Raw genomic sequence first — 17,453 nt, 5'->3', positions numbered from 1 at the left:
TGAGGTGGTGCTCTGTATCCTTCCCGTTGGGTTTCGGAATAACAAACCGGATAACATATGCGCCTTTACTTTCTCGGTAATTGTTTAGGTAACGCAGGTTATTAACAAGCTTTACCTTTTTTATTTATTGATCCTGCATAAATAAACCGCTCTGCAAAATGTCAGTAAATTCATGCCTAACTTGATGTAAATCAATTGTCGTCTGCCGCCGTTAACCTGGTTTAGTGATGATTTAAAGATGCCAGGGCACCCTGATTTGCGTAAAAAACATTCAAATCAAAATGACTTTTCGTCATTGGATGTGGGAAATGAAATTATTTCTGAAAATATCTGGAGGCGTAAGGTGAAAGTCGAAAATCAGGCGTATTCGCGTAGCGGCACGTGGTGGTTGATGTTGCTCTTTTGCGTACTCTTCTGGAGTGGCGGTATTGCTTTGTATTTTTCTTTGATGAAATGAGGGTTTTCGTTCCGCGGTTGCGATAATCTCCTCAGTTATCCTCGCAATCTCATAAAAACCGAGGCTGTCAAAAAGTATAACCCTGGCTTTCTTTGATGTGGCATAGATCGTTTTCCCGCTTTAACCTTTGTTGTGATTATAAATGTTAAAGGTAAATTGCGTTAGTTCTTCACTATATATGCACTGCTTTAAAGCCTGGGGGCGGCTTTGTGGTTGGTTTCTCAATGACCTATTTTTTTTGGCTTAAAGGTAGTTTTAAATAATAAGTTAGTTTATTAATTATTGGGTGGGTAAAATATGACGTTAAGTAACGATGTAACTGATGTAACTGATGGAAATGAAAAAAACGATCTGTTAAGAGATGTATTAATTGCAGAACTTAAAAATGCCCCACCCGAGCTAAGAAGCCTGGCGCTTGAACTGGAACGCCAAAGCGAGTCATTGCTGCAAAGTCATGAACTTCAGTCGATTCGGGCGGGGATAAATCGTTTTCTATTTGTTTATGACGATATGAAACAGGATTATTCGTCGCTAAAAGCCTTGCTCAGTAAACTTGACGGTCTGCTGATGATAAAAAATTGAGTGCGCTTTCGTCATTGCCCGACAGGATGTTTTTACATGGTCCCCCGGCAAGGTTAATCGCTTCGCAAACGCCTTCAGCGGAGAAGGTGTTTGCGAGTTAACGTTAAGCAAAAAAACTTACAGGAAACAGTGCTGGCTCTTCTCAACAGATACTGCCCTATCCGCACTGGATTACCGGGAGAAAACTCTGAAATTAGATAGCTATCCTGCTGAAAAGATTGTATAAAAATCAATATAAAATGCCGTTTACCGGCTCGGTTGCCACCCTCCCATTGGCATTTCATTACAAATTTCGTTCATAATCAGTTCTGCTTTACGATGATCGTATGCCCCTTCAAATGAAGCGCGATCCTGGTATGGGATTGTTCTGCGCATATAGCAGGTCACCATATCAAGGATATCTTTAGAAGGGCATCGTCTTAATTTATTTAAGTAAAAAATCTTATCCATTATACCTCTCCGCAATATAAAAAATAACCGTCACTGATTAAGGTCTTGTTGATTTTATAATATGTTGCCGGGTTAGCGAGTGCGGGCGCGCCGGCGGATATGTCGATTCCGGCCTGTGATATTCCGGCCTTCTGAAACACTTGCAAAAATCGTTGACGTGATGCCTTTTGTCGGGTTATGAACTCCTGCTTCCAGAATAATACACTGAAGCGGGTTGTCAGTAATTTCGTGGTGTGGATGGTCAGTTTTTTCTTTCATATCTGCATGTCTGCCTGCCACGTAACGTAAATTCATTATAGTTATTAATCCATCGTGGCCATGAGGGTATTTTTTGTTTAACGTATTTACGATGGATGAAGAAATATATTATCTTGGGAATGAACTATTTATAATGGTGAAAGAAAGGGATATCAACCATGTAAAAAAAGTAGCGGGCTGATTTCTGTGGTTTATCTGGCTGGGATAATTAACACTTCATCCTCTTTCTGTTAACACTCAATGGGCCATTTTCCTGTAATATAAGGAGTTTATTTTTATTGGTATATTTATTGAGTGGTTTATTTATAGCATTACGCTAACAGGAGCGGTTTTTAAGCATAACTTCCGGTGCCATGGTGAAACTGAAAAGAGAAAGAGGTTTACCTGTTGTTGATGTCCCTGAGGTGCAGAAAAATAATCTTAATGGGATTTTAACTGTGGTCCGTAATGATTTTATTACATTGGGAGTAATATGGGATGGTTATGTTTATTGAATGCGGTTTTTTACTATAGTGACGCAGGCTTCTGACAGGCTTAACCGATATAATAATCATGGGTGATAACTTTAGTTCTCATAACCGGAATAATTACAAAAAATTTCTGTTTATTGATAAATCGTTTTGGTCGCGCAGGTAATCATTATCAAACGCTTATCCAGTGATAAACCCGTTATGGGAACGGAGGCACAGCCCGTTAGACGGGATTTCTGGCAGGTAAAAATAGTGGCCTGCACAAAAGCACCGGCAAAAGGGTTGGCTCAGCTTCCGGGAACGGGAAGCAGGTATGCAGAACGCCAGCGTTAGGTCTGGATGAAGCCAGGCAGGGCGTTTGGCGCTGGTAGCCTGTAATACGTCTGAATTCCCGGGTACGAACTTACGGAGCCGACGTTAGCAATAAGGAGAATAGAGATATGGCAGACATTATTGATGAAGCGATGGAGGTGATTGACCTTACTGCGGACGTGAAAGTCGCGGTCATTCGTCGTCAGCTGAGTCGGCCCGGCTGCCGCCATTGTGAAAACTGCGGCGAAGAAATTCCACTGGCGAGGCGGCAGTTGCTGCCTTCAGTAACGACCTGTGTTACCTGCCAGGAAATCCTGGAGCTACGTGAACGAACCGGACAACTGGGTCAGGCTGGAACAGGACAGGCACCGGAGAATGAGGTGCCGTAAGCCTGGTTACCGGTCAGGCTATTCGCTGGCATCGCCGGTGACATGTTGTTAGCTGGATTATCTGACTACGCGCCCTGAACCGGCCAGAAACTGCAAACAGAGAGCAACAGTAATCCCTCTTGCACTCTGTTTGCATCAGGTCAACGTCTGGCCGACAGGCCGTTTTTTTTTCATCAACGTTTTCTGATACCAGAAGTGATAAACCGTGGGCATTAGCCACCCTGAAACGCGTGTTGCAAGTCTCCCGCCAGGCTGAGAATACGCAGTATTAATTGGCTTAGCCCTGTAAGGCTTTGGCTGTCTTGATGCAAAAGCACTTTTAGTGCGGTTATATTACGCTTATCTGTTTTTACGTCAGGCGTTTACGGGAAATTGATGATGCTTATCAGATACTGTTAACGAAGCGAAGCATGCTATGTCAGACAGAACATTTGTCATGTAAATGGGATATTTTCAAAAATATTGGGAGTCTGTTCGGATGCGCCCCTCGGATAAAGTGACGGAAATGATCCTGTTTATCGTGCTTTACTGTGCCGCCGGTTATGCCATCTGGTTACTTTTACTTGAATGGCGTTCACTGTTGCATTTTATTTTGCATAAAAACCATTAGCCATTAACGGTAATCATGATCGCAGGTTTCAAATAACGTTCTGTAAATAAGTTGTGCGAGGTGCGAGAACCAGCCAGGATAATTATCCGGCTCCTTGTTCAACAGGCATTTTGCTGTATTCACCATGGTTGCTGCATGATGGTGGTGCAGGACAAAAAGAAAAATGGAAAGCCCTGCCAGGATCCAGATAAACACGAATAAATTAATTATTTTATATACATGTGACATAGTGGGCCATCGGAAATTGTATTGAAACGCTGAGGAAATACGGCTGAGAGAATAGTAGCACCTGGCAGCGCAGAATGACCATCGGAGTCTCGTAATTTATCCATTTAGTGCTGATTATTATGGAATGCAGGTTAAGTTAAATGGAGTTATCTAATTTATTTTAACCAATAATAAACATTTGCAGGGCGCAAAATTAACATGCTTAATCCCAGCTCCCTTTTACGTTAGTGAAATTACCTTAACTTACGCTGTAGAAATTCACTTATTCCGTTATCTGAAATGGCCCGGCAGTGCTGGTAAGCGCTCTTCACCACAGGATTGTTACAACAAAGGCCCGCGCCGTCTTGCATATAAATCACAGCAGGATATTGGCGGCACTGACGGGAATAACAGCAGAGCCCGTCTGAAGTGACCGGGACCAACAGGCCGTACGTAAACAACGGTCAGCGTCTACTCTGTTTAAATATGCCAGATAAAACCTAAATGAGCCTGGGAATGCCGCTGGGTTTTACTGGAAAAGCGTTGGAGAGGCGCAGCCTGATATGCCTTTATCCTTTACATATGCGCTTAACAGGATCGGCCACGCCTCATTATCAGTTTATACCTCGAAGAACTCGACCTTGCCGCCGCTGAGGTGATACATGCTGCCAACGATTTTTATCTTTTTCTGCGCTTCAAGATCTTTTAATACCGGACTGTTTTTACGGATATTTTCGATGGTCATTTCAACGTTTTTACGCGCAACGGCATCCACGAAATCGTAGTTACTGCCTTTGCGTTCACCGCTGTAAGCGGTTTTAGCAATGGCCGGCTTAATCTCATCGAGCAGGCCGGTCAGGTTGCCTAACTCCGCGTTATCAATGGCACCACGTACCGCGCCACAGCGCGTATGACCCATCACCAGAACGACTTTTGCGCCAGCCACGGCGCAGGCGAACTCCATACTGCCGAGGATATCGCGGTTACTGATGTTACCTGCAACCCGCGAATTAAAGGTCTCACCGATACCGGCATCCAGCACGATTTCTGCCGGCGCGCGTGAATCGATACAGCTCAGAATTACTGCGGCAGGATACTGGCCCGCAACACTGCTACGTTTCTGTTCCAGAAAGTCGTGTTTAACTGGACGATTTTCACGAAAGCGCAGGTTACCCTGTTTAAAACGTTCAATGACCGCATCAGGCGTCATTCCATCACGCTCCTCTTTGCTCAGGGAGGCCGCAAAAGAAATGGTAGGCACCGACAGCGTGGTCAGGCCGGTGACGGAGAGCGCGGAAATGGCCAGCGTTTGTTTCAGGATCTTCCGGCGGGAAGGTTTAGCGGGGGAGTTCGGTTGCATCTTATGCTCCTGGATTCCGGGTTAACGTAAATTGCTGAGATAATACCCACGCAAAAGTTAATCTTTCTGAAACCGATATAATTTGGGCAGGGTTGCGATATACCCCGAAAGCGCAAATTGCGTGTCTTATTTCAGGCCAGGAATAAAAGTGGCAGAATAACGTTAAAATAGGCGTTAATTGTTAATATCCCGGATAAAACCCAGCCAGAAAAGAGTGCGTTGTTAAATATTTATGTTTGTATGAAGTTCAGAGAGGCATTGTTGCGTAAAGATATGATTAAATAGCGGTGTGGGGGGTACAGAGCAAGCGGAAGTAGGCTTGACCACGCGCGGGCATTAACCGGCAGAGCTTAATAACCAAAGGCTGGCGTGCTTGCACCAGGATTATTTCCGGGCGGCTTGCTAAAAACCCTAAGCATTAACGTGAATTTTCGTAATAACGAGGCTGAAATGAAAAGGTTTTTGCTTATTGTCGTCAGCGTATTCCTTGCCGGTTGCGTCGATCTGGGAACAGTAGGGTTACACCCTGCAGTAAAAACGGCCTATTTTTCTGGCGAGGTCTGGCAGGTAGAGCGGTGTCTGGACACTGAAGCTTACCGGCACAATCTTTTCATGGAAGAGGATGAACCTTACAGTAATGGGAGTAAACGGTATAACTTGTCAGAACAGGGTACGCTTGTTGCGTGGCTGGATATCGCGCATTTCAGTCATCACCAGACCAGCGTCTTTGCTTATTATGGTCAGAAAGAGGCAGGCATCGAGGATAAGCTGTCAGCAATGTTTGACACCTGCAAAAGCGAACTTGAGTAGTTTTACCGGTATCGACGCTCGCCGGGAGAAGTCGCGAGTTCAGCTGGCAATCTCTTACATTGATATGCTGCGATGACAATTCAGATCTATTGGCAGGGAGTGATGTCAGTGGTGTGGTTGTATCAGCACACAGCCCAGCGTAAGCGTGGATGTAGAAAAGTACGGCCCGTCTCAGTGAGACCTGACTATTTTCACACGCCGAGCTGCTCATTCACAGATGCTACAATCTCCAGTAAACCCATTTCCAGGAATGGCCTATGACGCCTACTGACTTTGAAAGACCCAAACTGGCACTGCCGAACGGCGCAACTAAGTTGCTGCTGCACTCCTGCTGCGCTCCCTGCTCCGGTGAAGTGATGGAAGCCATTCAGGCATCAGGGATTGATTACACCATTTTTTTCTATAATCCGAATATCCACCCGCAGAAGGAGTATCTCATTCGCAAGGATGAAAATATTCGCTTCGCTGAGAAACATGGCGTGCCCTTTATCGATGCTGACTACGACACGGATAACTGGTTCGAACGTGCGAAAGGGATGGAGTGGGAGCCGGAGCGGGGCGTCCGCTGTACCATGTGTTTTGATATGCGCTTCGAGCGCACCGCGCTTTATGCCGCCGAACATGGTTTCAGCGTTATCAGCAGTTCGCTGGGTATCTCCCGCTGGAAAAATATGCAGCAGATTAATGACTGTGGCCAGCGCGCTGCCGCGCATTATCCGGGTATGGTGTATTGGGACTATAACTGGCGCAAGCAGGGCGGCTCATCACGCATGATTGAGATCAGTAAGCGCGAACATTTCTATCAACAGGAATATTGCGGATGCGTTTACTCACTGCGCGATACGAATTTACATCGCAAATCTCAGGGAAGGGCGTTAATCAAACTTGGTCAGCTTTATTACGGTAAAGATGACGAACAGGCTTATTCTCTGGCTGGCGGATAACCCGTCCGTGTTTGTGTTCTGTCTCTTCACAAAGACCAGATGCTATCTTGCGGCGATGAGTACAGCAGATTTTTTAGGTGATGGGGATAGTGCTTACTACCGATCTCAAAACCAGCGGTGTGGGATTGAGTGACAAAGCATATGTGGAGCTATTCAGGCTGGATGAGAGAGGCAGAGCAGCGATGTCTGCGGTCAAACCGGCTACAGCTATTCCGGAACCCCAGAAAGCAAAAACCCGCCGTAAGGCGGGTTCTTTAAATAATGGTGCCCGGACTCGGAATCGAACCAAGGACACGGGGATTTTCAATCCCCTGCTCTACCGACTGAGCTATCCGGGCAACGGGGCGCATTAAACCGTAAAGGCGCTCTGCCGTCAACGGGTTTGTCACAGAAAGTGGCTAAATCCGCACTGACTGCCTGCTTTTCAGTCAGTCAGTGCGAAAGTTGTTCAGGTCAGCGCGCCGTTTTTGCGGCACAGTGCGAAGCTCAGCACATCCTCCGCCAGCGTCCGGGCCGTTTCCACATCCTGCACACTGCGCTTCACCAGCAGGCGACTCAGGCATCCCTCCAGGATGAGCTCCATCTGATGCGCGACCAGCTCGGGATTATCGGTGCCCAGTTCGGCCAGCAAGTCGTGCGTGTATTGCCATGAGGCGCGCTTTTGCTGCTCCGCCACCTGATGAACCGGGTGGTCAGGCTGGGGGTAAAAACTACAGGCTGCAATAAATAAACAGCCGGGATAGCGATTATTTTTGACGGCTTCAGCCAGCACCTGATAACGCGCCAGCAGCTTCTGTTCCGCATTCAGGGTCTCATCCAGCAGCAACTGGCGACGCCAGATATCAATCTGCTGACCATGATAGCGCAGGGCATCGTAGAGCAGCGCCTCACGGTCAGGCCAGAAGCGCTTCAGATCCTGCTCCTCGCACTGCACTTCCTTCGCCATCATGGCGAACGAGGTGGTGGGAGCCAGCCCGTTTTGCTCAAGGATGTTTAACGCATGCTCAAGTACCTGTTCACGTTGCAAGTGGATCACCTCTTGTATGCATAATTCACATCTTAGCCAAAAAGTCGGTTTCCAGTGTCGTTTACTGCGCCAGTTTCTGCAAATGCTGCTGAAACGCGGGCGCCTTTAAAAAGCCTGTCACACGCGAGTGCGGTATTTCAATGCCATTAGCATCAAAGAACAGGATCGTCGGCAGTCCAAGCACCTGAAGCCGTTTCAGCAATTCACTGTCCTGCGCACTGTTGCCGGTCACGTCCGCCTGCAACAGTTGAACATCGCCCAGTGCGGCCTGGACCTGCGGATCGCTGAAGGTGTATTTCTCAAACTCTTTACAGGCCACGCACCAGTCCGCATAGAGATCGAGCATGGTGATTCGTCCCCGGTTTTGCGCCAGCGCTGCATCCAGCTCTGCGGTATTCGTTATGCGATCGAACGTCAGGTGAGGGGCCGCCTGTCGCGTTGTCGTATCGCTGAAGGCCCAGTCCTGAAGTGGTCGCGCCGCCACCAGTGCGGCGGTGAGCATCACTATCTGCCCCAGCCGCAGCCAGCCATTTGAGGATTTCAGGCTGATAAAGGCCCAGGCGAAAAAGGCGACGCCCAGCGCGCTCCACAGACGCAGCCCCCAGAGATCGCCAATAAGACGTTCAAGCAGGAATACCGGCAGGGCGAGGATGACAAAGCCAAAACCCTCTTTGACGGTTTGCATCCAGACGCCGCTTTTTGGCAACAGACGGTTGCCGAACACGGTAACGGCGATCAGCGGCAAACCCATTCCCAGCGCGTAAAGCCAGAGCGTTCCCGCGCCAGCCAGCATGTTTCCGCTTTGCGCTATGTAGAGCAAGATAGCGCTCAGCGGCGCGGTGGTACAGGGCGAGCAGATCAGACCGGCAAGCGCGCCCATCAGAAACACGCCCGTCAGCGATCCTCCCTGCTGACGATTGCTCCACAGCGTAAGGCGCGTCTGCAGAGAGGAGGGCAGTTGCAGGCTGAACAAGCCAAACATGGAAAGCGCGAGCAGAATAAACAGCGCGGAGAGTCCAATCAGTACCGCAGGTGCCTGTAAGGCGGCCTGGAAACGCAGTCCTGCCGCCGCCACGATAATCCCCATTACCGTATAGGTCAGCGCCATTCCCTGTACATAAACCATCGCCAGGGCAAAAAGACGGCCGGTGGAATAGTGGCGATTGCCGCCAAGAATGATCCCTGAAATGAGCGGATACATTGGCAATACGCAGGGGGTAAAGGCAATACCGATGCCGATAAGCAATGCCCACAGCGGTGAAAAAGGCAGGCTATGTCCGGTTGTGTCCGGTAACGTTGTCTGACTCTGATCCGAAGCAGCACTGGTTGCTGCGGTGCCACCGGCTGCGGAAATTTCGTCTAAGGGAAGGGTTCGCGTCTCCGGCGGATAACAGAAGCCCGCTGCGGCACAACCCTGCCAGGTGACCGTCACCGTCGCGCCTTTATCCGCGTGCAGCAGCGTCAGCGGCAGGGTCAGACTTTCAGGAAAGATCGCCGTTTTGCCATAAAACTCATCTTCATGCGCTTTCCCCTGCGGCAGCTGCCAGTCAGCGAGTTGCGCATCCTGCGCTGAGATTTTGAACTGTTGCCGGTAAAGGTAATAGCCCGGCTTCACCTGCCAGCACAGGGTCAACCGATCGGCCTGCTGGTTAAAGTCGAAGGCGAAAGCCTGATTAACCGGAACAAACTGGTTGCCGCTGCTTTTCTCAAACAGCGAGGCGCTGGCGCCCGTACAAAACAGGGTAACAAACAGCAGGAAAAAAAGTGTGGTGATGCGCTGGGCCATAAAGAAGCTCTTTCCATGTTGAACTGATCGAACCAAACGCCCGTAAACGTAGCGCCTGACGGAGAGGCCCTGACTCATTTTTATACGGACAGCGCAGACTATAACATGCAGAGGAAGCGGCAGATCTTTCAGGTTGTAACCGGGAGGGCAAAGGATGGGCGCTTACGGCGGCATTAGCCGCCGTAAGAAAAGGCTACCGGTCAGAGGAACAGGTGACCGAAGACAAAGCCGAAGATCACAGAGAGGATAATCGCCAGCGTTCCAGGGATGATAAACGAGTGGTTAAAGACGAACCGGCCGATGCGGGTGGTACCTGTGTCATCCATTTCTACCGCCGCGAGCAGCGTAGGGTAGGTTGGCAACACGAACAGTGCAGAGACCGCAGCAAAGGAAGCGACGGCGGTCACCGGCGACACGCCCAGCATCAGCGCCGCCGGCATCAGCGCTTTTGTGGTCGCCGCCTGAGAGTAAAGCAGGGTGGAGGCAAAGAACAGAATGACGGCCAGCATCCACGGGTAGTGAGTGAGCAGGTCTCCGGCGAATTGCTGAATCTCCTCAATGTGCGCTTTTACAAAAGTGTCTCCCAGCCAGGCGACGCCCAGCACGCAGATACAGGCGCTCATCCCTGACTTAAAGGTACTGGCGGAGAGGATTTTTGCCGTATCCACTTTGCAGCTCAGACAGATCAGCGCGGCGATAGTCAGCATGAATACCACGATCGCTTCATTGCGGGGCAGCACCGGGTCGCTAATCAGTCCGACGGCATCGCTGATCGCCGTAGCGTAGAATACAACGGCAACGATACCGATCAAAAACAGCGCAACGGAACGTTTTGCCCCTTTCTTCTCTTCAAACACGCTGGCTCCGCGTAGCGAGACTTCGCCCTTCGCCAGGCGCGCCTGATAAACCGGATCGCTCTTCAGCTCTTTACCCAGAAAATTGGTGATCAGCGCAGCGATAAAAATCGCCACCATTGTGGAAGGGATAGCGACAGCAAGCAGCCCCAGGTAACTGACCCCTTGCGGTTCGAGTATCCCGGCAAGGAACACGACCGCCGCCGAGATAGGCGAAGCGGTAATGGCAATTTGCGAAGCGACCACGGCAATAGAGAGCGGTCGTGAGGGGCGTACACCCTGTTCTTTAGCCACTTCAGCGATAACCGGCAGGGTGGAAAACGCGGTATGACCTGTACCGGCCAGAATAGTCATGCAATAGGTGACCAGCGGGGCGAGGAAGGTGATGTAACGCGGATGCTTGCGCAGCAGGCGTTCCGCCAGGCTGACCAGATAATCCATACCGCCCGCAACCTGCATCGCGGCGATTGCGGCGATCACCGCCATGATAATTTCAATGACGTCAAACGGGATGGCGCCAGGCCTGACCTGAAAGCCCAGCGTCAGGATCAGCACTCCCACACCGCCAGCAAAGCCGATGCCGATGCCGCCCAGGCGGGCACCAAGGTAGATCGCCAGAAGAACAATAATTAACTCCGGCACGATCATGATTCGCTCCTTAGATTTTATGATAACTAAACGTTAAGAATATGTAGGCCTCGCCATAAAAAAAGACGCGTCGTTGTGGAAACCGGCGCGCCTTAATCAGGTCAGGGAATGCTGCTGTTATTCGTGTTCATCGGTGTAGCGTCGGGCTTTATAGGCCGGGAACATCAGGTTCTGGGTGGAAAAAATGTCATCCAGTTCCGCTTCCGTAAGGAGGCCGCGCTCCAGCACAACTTCCCGTACGCTCTTGCCCGTTTCCGCACAAATTTTGCCGACGATGTCGCCGTTGTGATGGCCAATATAAGGATTGAGGTAGGTCACGATGCCGATAGAATTAAAGACATAGGCTTCACAAACGGCCTTGTTAGCCGTAATGCCATTGATGCATTTTTCCAGCAAATTCATACAGGCATTGGTGAGAATATGGACAGATTCAAACATCGCCTGACCAATAACCGGCTCCATGACGTTAAGCTGTAGCTGACCTGCTTCCGCCGCCAGGGTAACGGTCACATCATTGCCAATCACTTTGAAGCAGACCTGGTTTACCACTTCAGGCACGACCGGGTTGACCTTGGCAGGCATAATCGATGAACCCGCCTGCAGTTCCGGCAGGTTGATTTCATTGAGGCCCGCCCGTGGGCCGGAAGAGAGCAAACGGAGATCGTTACAGATTTTCGAGAGCTTAACGGCCAGACGCTTAAGCGCGCTGTGCACCATTACATAGGCGCCGCAGTCAGAGGTCGCTTCTATTAAGTCTTCCGCCGGAACGCAGGGCAGGTTGCTGACTTCAGCCAGCTTCTGTACCGCCAGCTGCTGATAACCTTCCGGCGTATTCAGCCGTGTCCCGATGGCGGTAGCGCCCAGATTCACCTCAAGCAGCAGTTCGGCGGTACGCCGAATGTTTTTGATCTCTTCATTAAGCAGCACGTTAAAAGCGTGAAACTCCTGACCCAGCGTCATCGGCACGGCATCCTGAAGCTGGGTCCGGCCCATTTTCAGGATGTTTTCAAACTCTTTTGCCTTACGCTGAAAGCCTTCGCTCAGCTGGCCAATCGCCTCCAGCAGCGTCAGGATTGAGGTATAGAGTGCGATGCGAAAGCCGGTCGGGTAGGCGTCATTGGTGGACTGACATTTATTGACGTGATCGTTAGGGTTAAGAAACTGATATTCGCCTTTCTGATGCCCCATCAGCTCCAGACCAATATTGGCCAGCACTTCGTTGGTATTCATATTGACGGAGGTGCCTGCGCCGCCCTGATAAACGTCAACCGGGAATTGATCCAGGCATTTACCGTTATTCAGCACCTCGTCACAGGCCATAATGATGGCGTCTGCCACGTTACGGGGAATAGTCTGCAACGTTTTATTGGCCATCGCCGCCGCTTTTTTCACCATTACCATGCCGCGGACAAATTCGGGAATATCGCTGATTTTACTGCTGCTGATATAAAAGTTTTCGATCGCGCGCAGAGTATGGACACCGTAGTAGGCCTCTGCCGGGACTTCACGCATGCCTAGCAGATCTTCTTCGATGCGGATGCTTGTCGTCATGGGAACCTTCTTATTAGCGCGCACGCAGCTCCTTTGTTGGATCAGCGCCGCCCATGAAAAATTTACCGGGTAAATATTACTACATTGCCGCTGCTTCCAGGAGCAGGAGGGCACAAAACCCCGTCTTTATTCATTTGAGATGTTTTAAACCCGGTCCAATCATATTCCCTCAGCGCCAGAAAACGTGTTAGCAGATCATAAAGCCCGCACTTTTTTATCGCTTTGTGCGCAAATTTGATGTCGATCCCACTATGATTATCAGCAGGAGTCAGTGCAGCAAGGTTGAAAAGTACCAGGCTGCCCCCATCTCTTCCTATTACGATCGTTAAGATCCCATTTTTGCTGGTTCGCCCGAAGCGGACCGGCGCTGATATACAGGAGATTGCGGTGCGCTGGATACCGTTTTTAGTACTCTTCCTTCTCGCCTGGATCGAGATTAGCCTGTTCATTCAGGTGGCGCACGTGATGGGCGTGCTGCTGACGCTGCTGCTGGTGGTTTTCAGCTCGGTAATTGGTATTTCACTGGTCAAAAACCAGGGAATGAAAAATTTTATGCTGATGCAGCAGAAGCTGCAGGCGGGCGAAAGCCCGGCGGCGGAGATGATCAAAAGCGTTTCGCTGATTCTGGCGGGGTTCCTGCTGCTGCTCCCCGGTTTCTTTACTGACTTCCTCGGCCTGCTGCTGCTGCTTCCTCCGGTACAGAAGCACCTCACACTGAAGCTGATGCCGCATCTGCGCGTCTGGCGCGGTGCGGGTGCAGGTCCGGACAGCGGTTATACCGTTGAGGGCGAATATGAACGAAAAGACTCAACGCTGATTGAGTATGACGATCGCGACGATCGTAAATAAGCGAAAGGCGGAGATTCCCGCCTTTTTTTTCGCCTCGCGGTTATATCCGTTCGTTAATTGACCAGTTGTGACGCAGAAGCATAATTTTTTATTTTTTTGCCCTTGAAAGCGTCCCTCCGCGTCCCTATCTCTTCCGTCACGAGGCTGGTGCCAGTGACGCCCGGCTTTCATCCCAAAAGACTGATTGGACTTCTCAAAGGAGAGCTATCAATGAAAATTCGTCCTCTGCACGACCGTGTTATCGTCAAGCGTAAAGAAGTGGAATCTAAATCAGCAGGTGGCATCGTTCTGACCGGCTCTGCGGCGGGTAAATCAACCCGTGGCGAAGTGCTGGCTGTCGGTAATGGTCGCATCCTGGAGAGCGGTGACGTGAAGCCACTGGACGTCAAGCCAGGCGACGTGGTCATTTTCAACGAAGGCTATGGTGCCAAGACTGAAAAAATCGACAATGAAGAGGTGCTGATCATCTCCGAAAGCGACATTCTGGCAATTGTTGAAGCGTAATCGACGCGAACCTCACTGAACGAAACGAATTTAAGGGATATTTAAGATGGCAGCTAAAGACGTAAAATTCGGTAATGACGCTCGTGTAAAAATGCTCCGTGGCGTTAACGTACTGGCAGATGCAGTAAAAGTTACCCTGGGCCCGAAAGGCCGTAACGTGGTTCTGGATAAATCTTTTGGTGCACCGACCATCACCAAAGATGGCGTTTCTGTTGCGCGTGAAATCGAGCTGGAAGACAAGTTCGAAAACATGGGCGCACAGATGGTGAAAGAAGTGGCCTCTAAAGCGAATGACGCAGCAGGCGACGGCACCACCACCGCAACCGTACTGGCTCAGTCCATCATCACCGAAGGTCTGAAAGCCGTCGCGGCGGGCATGAACCCAATGGATCTGAAGCGCGGTATCGATCAGGCTGTTATCGCTGCGGTTCAGGAACTGAAAAACCTCTCTGTGCCTTGCTCCGATTCTAAAGCTATCGCTCAGGTAGGTACCATCTCTGCTAACTCCGATGAAACCGTGGGCGAACTGATTGCTCAGGCGATGGAAAAAGTGGGCAAAGAAGGCGTTATCACCGTTGAAGAAGGCACCGGCCTGCAGGACGAGCTGGATGTGGTTGAAGGTATGCAGTTCGATCGTGGCTACCTCTCTCCTTACTTCATCAACAAGCCAGAAACCGGTGCAGTTGAGCTGGAATCACCGTTTATCCTGCTGGCTGACAAAAAAATCTCCAACATCCGTGAAATGCTGCCAGTGCTGGAAGCCGTTGCGAAAGCCGGTAAGCCGCTGCTGATCATTGCAGAAGATGTTGAAGGTGAAGCGCTGGCGACCCTGGTAGTGAATACCATGCGCGGTATCGTTAAAGTGGCTGCGGTTAAAGCGCCTGGCTTCGGCGATCGTCGTAAAGCGATGCTGCAGGATATCGCTGTGCTGACCGGTGGTACCGTTATCTCTGAAGAGATCGGTATGGAGCTGGAAAAAGCGGCGCTGGAAGATCTGGGTCAGGCGAAACGTGTTGTTATCAACAAAGACACCACCACCATCATTGATGGCGTGGGTGAAGAAACCGCTATCTCTTCTCGCGTGACGCAGATTCGTCAGCAGATCGAAGAAGCGACTTCTGACTACGATAAAGAAAAACTGCAGGAGCGCGTCGCGAAACTGGCAGGCGGCGTGGCCGTACTGAAAGTGGGCGCAGCGACTGAAGTTGAAATGAAAGAGAAGAAAGCCCGCGTTGAAGATGCCCTGCACGCGACCCGTGCTGCGGTAGAAGAAGGCGTGGTTGCTGGTGGTGGCGTGGCGCTGGTTCGCGTTGCGGCACAGTTGACCGAGCTGCGTGGTCAGAACGAAGACCAGAACGTCGGTATCAAAGTTGCCCTGCGTGCGATGGAAGCACCGCTGCGTCAGATCGTTTCCAACGCTGGCGAAGAGCCATCTGTTGTGGCGAACATGGTGAAAGCGGGCGAAGGTAACTACGGTTACAACGCGCAGACCGAAGAATACGGCAACATGATCGACTTCGGTATCCTGGATCCAACCAAAGTAACCCGTTCTGCACTGCAGTACGCGGCGTCTGTGGCTGGCCTGATGATCACCACCGAATGCATGGTGACCGACCTGCCTAAAGGCGATGCGCCTGACTTAGGTGCTGGCGGCGGCATGGGTGGTATGGGCGGCATGGGCGGCATGATGTAATTGCCGACGACTGCTTAAGTCATCAGAAAACCCCCGACCGGAAACGGCCGGGGGTTTTTCTTTTGGGCCGGAAATAGTATAAGTAGTAGGGCATTCGTTCGGCTATAACGGGATTAGGGCAATGAAAGTTCAGAAAAAAACGACCTTTTTCTGCTACGCTGCCACCCGACTCTGATGATAATAAATGGGGATTACAATGCGGATTAACGTTTTGCTGGGGCTCTCCGTCGCAGCGGTACTTCTGGCTGGCTGTAGTAGCTCGAACAACACGCTGAGCGCGGCGGGTGAGAAGGTGACCTTTACCGATCAGCAGCCGGGCAGTGAATGCCAGCTGCTGGGCAACCTGACCGGCTCACAGAGCAACTGGTTAAGCGGTGCTGGCGGAGAAGGAAGCTCGCTGCGTGGTGCGGCGAACGATCTGCGCAACCGCGCGGCAGACATGGGCGGCAACGTCATTTATGGTGCCACCAGCCCGACGCAAAACTTCTGGTCAAGCTTTGCTCCTCTCGACAGCAAAATGAGCGGCCAGGTCTATAAATGCCCATGATTGCCTGAGGCAATCATTAACAGAACCGGCGCCTGACACCGAGCCGTTCCAGCGGCAAACGGAACAAGCAGAGCGGGGGACAGAGATCGCGTCCCCTGCAGATTTACCGGCTTAAACCTGACGCAGCTGTAAATCGAGCGGCGTTTTGCTCGGCTCACCGCCAATCTCTCTCGCCAGTTTCGGCACCATATAGCCCGACACCTTCTCCAGAAGCTCCCGCATAATGCGTCGCGCCTCTTCATCAGAGACATAGAAATGCGCCGCGCCCTGCACTTTATCCAGCACGTGCAGATAATAAGGCAGGATCCCGGCATCAAACAGCGCGTTACTGAGCGCGGCGAGCGTGGTGGCATCGTCATTAATCTGCCGCAGAAGAACGCTCTGATTTAACAGCGTGATGCCTGCATGCTTTAACGCCTGCATCGCCTCACGCAGATCGTCGTCGATCTCCTGAGCGTGATTGATATGCGTCACCATCAGCACTTGCAAAGGTGATTCTGCCAGGCGACGGCAGAGCGCAGGCGTAATCCTGGCCGGGATCACGACCGGCAACCGGCTGTGGATCCTCAGCCGTTTCAGATGGGGGATCTGTTCCAGCTGGCCGATCAGCCAGTCCAGTTCGCCATCTTTTGCCATCAGCGGATCGCCGCCAGAGAAAATAATCTCATCCAGTTCTGGCTGCTCTCGGATATACTCCAGGGCCTGCTGCCAGTTGCGCTTGTTGCCCTGGTTCTCAGAATAAGGGAAATGGCGGCGGAAACAGTAGCGGCAATTGACGGCGCAGCCGCCTTTCACCAACAGCAGCGCACGGTTACGATATTTATGTAACAGACCCGGCACCACGCTGGTTTGCTCATCGAGCGGATCGGTACTGTAACCCGGCGCATCAATAAACTCCTGGCTGGCAGTGATCGTTTGCAGCAGGAGGGGATCTTGCGGATCGCCCTTTCGCATTCTGGCGGCGAAGGCCCGGGGCACGCGCAGGGCAAAAAGGCGACGGGCCTCGCGGCCTGCCGATAGCGCCGGATGCGAATCGAGGTCTAAAAGCCGCAATAATTCGTCTGGATCGGTGATTACATCTGCAAGTTGATGCAACCATTCTTCTCGCGAAGGGTTATTTAGGGTTACAATGTGTGCCATTTTTT

15 protein-coding genes and 1 tRNA gene are annotated in these 17,453 nt (G+C 50.9%); 8 read left to right on the top strand and 8 right to left on the bottom strand.

Going from position 1 to position 17,453, the window contains the following annotated elements:
• Nucleotides 1-754: 754 nt before the first annotated feature.
• Nucleotides 755-1,039 (top strand): hypothetical protein, encoded by a 285-nt coding sequence (locus EA20_RS0105820; protein ID WP_024965937.1) that lies wholly within the window; start codon nt 755-757, stop codon nt 1,037-1,039.
• A 246-nt stretch (nt 1,040-1,285) separates the two neighbouring features.
• Here the strand turns inward: EA20_RS0105820 and EA20_RS20110 are convergent, their stop codons facing one another.
• A complete protein-coding gene (locus EA20_RS20110; RefSeq protein ID WP_071995383.1) occupies nt 1,286-1,489 on the bottom strand; it encodes an Hha/YmoA family nucleoid-associated regulatory protein in 204 nt (67 codons plus the stop codon).
• A 1,168-nt stretch (nt 1,490-2,657) separates the two neighbouring features.
• On the opposite strand from EA20_RS20110, the gene EA20_RS19545 reads away from it, so the two are divergent.
• Nucleotides 2,658-2,918 carry a TraR/DksA C4-type zinc finger protein gene (locus EA20_RS19545; protein WP_024965935.1) on the top strand — a complete coding sequence of 87 codons (261 nt, stop codon included), beginning with the start codon at nt 2,658-2,660 and terminating at the stop codon, nt 2,916-2,918.
• Nucleotides 2,919-4,354: 1,436 nt separating this feature from the next.
• Here EA20_RS19545 and EA20_RS0105795 read toward each other — a convergent pair.
• Entirely contained in the window at nt 4,355-5,095 is a 741-nt protein-coding gene (locus EA20_RS0105795) for a carbonic anhydrase (protein ID WP_024965933.1), read from the bottom strand.
• A 450-nt stretch (nt 5,096-5,545) separates the two neighbouring features.
• Between EA20_RS0105795 and EA20_RS0105790 the strand changes: the two genes are divergently transcribed.
• Both EA20_RS0105790 and EA20_RS0105785 read left to right on the top strand, forming a co-directional pair.
• Nucleotides 5,546-5,905: a hypothetical protein gene (locus EA20_RS0105790; RefSeq protein ID WP_024965932.1), complete on the top strand. Its 360-nt coding sequence runs from the start codon at nt 5,546-5,548 to the stop codon at nt 5,903-5,905.
• Nucleotides 5,906-6,162: 257 nt separating this feature from the next.
• Nucleotides 6,163-6,849, top strand: a complete 687-nt coding sequence (locus tag EA20_RS0105785; RefSeq protein WP_024965931.1) for an epoxyqueuosine reductase QueH — start codon at nt 6,163-6,165, stop codon at nt 6,847-6,849.
• Nucleotides 6,850-7,111: 262 nt separating this feature from the next.
• On the opposite strand, the gene EA20_RS0105780 is transcribed toward EA20_RS0105785, so the two are convergent.
• The 5 genes from EA20_RS0105780 to aspA form a co-directional block, all read right to left on the bottom strand.
• Nucleotides 7,112-7,187: transfer RNA gene (locus EA20_RS0105780), tRNA-Phe, on the bottom strand.
• Nucleotides 7,188-7,297: 110 nt separating this feature from the next.
• A complete protein-coding gene (locus EA20_RS0105775) occupies nt 7,298-7,876 on the bottom strand; it encodes a transcriptional regulator (RefSeq protein WP_024965930.1) in 579 nt (192 codons plus the stop codon).
• A gap of 61 nt (nt 7,877-7,937) precedes the next feature.
• Nucleotides 7,938-9,662 carry a protein-disulfide reductase DsbD gene (locus tag EA20_RS0105770; RefSeq protein WP_024965929.1) on the bottom strand — a complete coding sequence of 575 codons (1,725 nt, stop codon included), beginning with the start codon at nt 9,660-9,662 and terminating at the stop codon, nt 7,938-7,940.
• Nucleotides 9,663-9,862: 200 nt separating this feature from the next.
• A complete protein-coding gene (locus EA20_RS0105765) occupies nt 9,863-11,164 on the bottom strand; it encodes an anaerobic C4-dicarboxylate transporter (protein ID WP_024965928.1) in 1,302 nt (433 codons plus the stop codon).
• Nucleotides 11,165-11,281: 117 nt separating this feature from the next.
• Complete coding sequence (aspA, locus tag EA20_RS0105760; protein WP_024965927.1) at nt 11,282-12,715, bottom strand: aspartate ammonia-lyase; 1,434 nt, start codon at nt 12,713-12,715, stop codon at nt 11,282-11,284.
• Between the two features lie 387 nt (nt 12,716-13,102).
• Here aspA and EA20_RS0105755 point away from each other — a divergent pair, with 387 nt between their 5' ends.
• The 4 genes from EA20_RS0105755 (at nt 13,103) to EA20_RS0105740 (ending at nt 16,308) form a co-directional block, all read left to right on the top strand.
• Nucleotides 13,103-13,564, top strand: coding sequence for an FxsA family protein (locus tag EA20_RS0105755; RefSeq protein WP_024965926.1), 462 nt, complete (start codon nt 13,103-13,105; stop codon nt 13,562-13,564).
• Nucleotides 13,565-13,774: 210 nt separating this feature from the next.
• Nucleotides 13,775-14,068: a co-chaperone GroES gene (locus EA20_RS0105750; RefSeq protein WP_024965925.1), complete on the top strand. Its 294-nt coding sequence runs from the start codon at nt 13,775-13,777 to the stop codon at nt 14,066-14,068.
• A 46-nt stretch (nt 14,069-14,114) separates the two neighbouring features.
• Nucleotides 14,115-15,761, top strand: a complete 1,647-nt coding sequence (gene groL / locus EA20_RS0105745; protein ID WP_024965924.1) for a chaperonin GroEL — start codon at nt 14,115-14,117, stop codon at nt 15,759-15,761.
• A 196-nt stretch (nt 15,762-15,957) separates the two neighbouring features.
• Nucleotides 15,958-16,308, top strand: a complete 351-nt coding sequence (locus EA20_RS0105740; RefSeq protein WP_024965923.1) for a DUF4156 domain-containing protein — start codon at nt 15,958-15,960, stop codon at nt 16,306-16,308.
• Between the two features lie 111 nt (nt 16,309-16,419).
• Here the strand turns inward: EA20_RS0105740 and epmB are convergent, their stop codons facing one another.
• The gene (gene epmB, locus EA20_RS0105735; protein WP_024965922.1) at nt 16,420-17,448 is read right to left on the bottom strand and encodes an EF-P beta-lysylation protein EpmB; all 1,029 of its coding nucleotides are present in this window, start codon (nt 17,446-17,448) and stop codon (nt 16,420-16,422) included.
• Between the last annotated feature and the right edge of the window lie 5 nt (nt 17,449-17,453).

The organism is Pantoea sp. IMH (genome assembly GCF_000599885.1).
Taxonomy (GTDB): Bacteria; Pseudomonadota; Gammaproteobacteria; order Enterobacterales; family Enterobacteriaceae; genus Erwinia.
This window is presented reverse-complemented; position numbering and strand designations above follow the sequence as displayed.